Annotated in this window: 1 protein-coding gene; it reads right to left on the reverse strand. The window is 32.9% G+C overall.

Annotated features, from left to right (window positions below):
- Positions 1-444 precede the first annotated feature (444 nt).
- Positions 445-2,024, reverse strand: a 1,580-nt coding sequence (locus tag PVV68_RS09855) for a type ISP restriction/modification enzyme (protein WP_342753060.1), incomplete at its 5' end; no start/stop codon positions are given.

Below are 2,024 nucleotides of genomic sequence, written 5' to 3' on the forward strand. Positions count from 1 at the left end.
TTTCAATGTATTAAGATTTATGAACTTTTCAAAAAACAACCTATAGTGATATTACAAAGCTAAAAACACAACTATCAATATGTTTTGAAGGTGTTTTGAAGGTGTTAGGAACCTTCAAAACCTATAAGCAAAATGAATATACATAACTCTCTTTAAAGAGGTTTTTTGAAAGCTATAAAGCTATCATTTGGAGATTACGGTATAATCTTTTAGAGGCAATCCACATAAATCTTATCTTGTTTAAGAGGGGATTTCTTATAAGTCTTAAAGCAATCCAAATGACAGTGTTTAAAAGTGCAAATGTTCTTTTTTTTAGAATAACGCATATAAACACTCTTTTTAAGATTGTATCTAATTAACTTAATAAAAGAGGTATAGATTATGGTTATAAGACTCTATACCCCTTATAATTAGCATACCCATTATGTGAGCATGCTTTATAAGTTATTCAGTTTCTCTTATTTCCAATTTTGGTAAGTTCTTAACGATTTTCATGGTTTCTAAACTTACGGTAATAACCCTTTGAAATAACTCTAGAGGGTAGGCAGGGTTGCCAATGGTTTCAACAGCATAGCGATTAGCATCATTAACAATGCCACTCTTTTTATCAGTCTTAACGCATTGACGACCCATAACCCATTCAAGGGCGGGTCTACCATTGACGATATACTCATAAGCTTCAAGAGGAATGTCTGTTATGATGATGTTGCTGTTATAAATAACAGTCGATTTATCCTTTTTCTTGCTATTCTTAATTTTTGCGAATTTCATTTCATTCACGTAATAAAACTTTTCTGGATTAGAAATATCAGTCTGTTTTGGATTACCCTTTTTAAAGGTCACTGGATAAGGTTCCACATCTTCATAATTTACGTGCAAATGTCCCAGTTCACGCCCTGCTGTTACAAATTTCCAAAAGTCTTCAGCAGTTTTAACACAAGGGATACGAGGCAATTCTTTGCATAAGTTATCAGCATAACGAGTACGATAATCTTCTGAATGTAAAAGACCGTAAACATAATAGAATAAATCATCTTTCGTGATAGTTTCATTCGGATAAGCCGCTTTAAAATGTGCTAATCCCTCATCCGTAATGGCATCACGCCTTTGTAAACCAGCTATTTTGTTTTCTTCTGTAGAGTTCGTAAATAGATGAGATTGTTTCTTATTTTTATTTTTTAAAGATTCAGTATCTTCGTAAATATACCGTGGAAAGCATTGGCTATTATCTATTACACTCACATCAGGTACATTTTTGGTCATCAAGACAGAGAAACCACATCTTGCCCCTACAGCAGCGACTTTTATAACTCTATTTTCAATCGTTTGTTCTATAGGGAAAATACGCGGAATTTGATGAAGCATTTCATTGAAGGTACGATTATAATAAAGCCACTGTTGTATAAAAGGACGGCATAGACTTTGTGTAAGGCAAGCCTCTTCAAATTCAAAAGTATTTCCTTTTATCAATTGTTTTTTAAGATTAAGGCTCCAACTAATTTTTCTAGTATCAGAATTGACAAAATCATCTACAGTATTGATACGTGTTTTATGATCGGCGTGTGAGTATGTATTATTAAAACGCTCTACTTCACTATTATAAAAAGCAATCATATTATGCATGTTTTTTGTGAGAGATTCACGGCTTGAATTATAGACCCAAACATCACGATTGCTTTTAAGACCATATGAAAAAGTTTCAAAGAGCTTTTTATCATGCCCTTTCTTGTCACCTATAGCTAAAAACGTTTCAAAACTTTCATCACGTTGATTGATCCAATCACCATGTTCGTCTGGTGTAATCATTTTCCAACCGTTTTCATGTGTAATACCATCAATGCTACAAAAATTCTTAATTGTCTTAAGCTTTTTTTCTCTTGTGAGATTATTACCAATGTCATGATAGTAAATTTTACACTCTCCAGAAACATTGGGATTTTTGATAAACAGTGTGACAGCAATACCCGTCATGCTACCATTGCCAAAAATATTTTCTCCTTCTTGAGCTTTTCCATTGCTTAACA

The sequence above is a fragment of the Bartonella sp. ML69XJBT genome, assembly GCF_028618515.1.
Taxonomy (GTDB): domain Bacteria; phylum Pseudomonadota; class Alphaproteobacteria; order Rhizobiales; family Rhizobiaceae; genus Bartonella.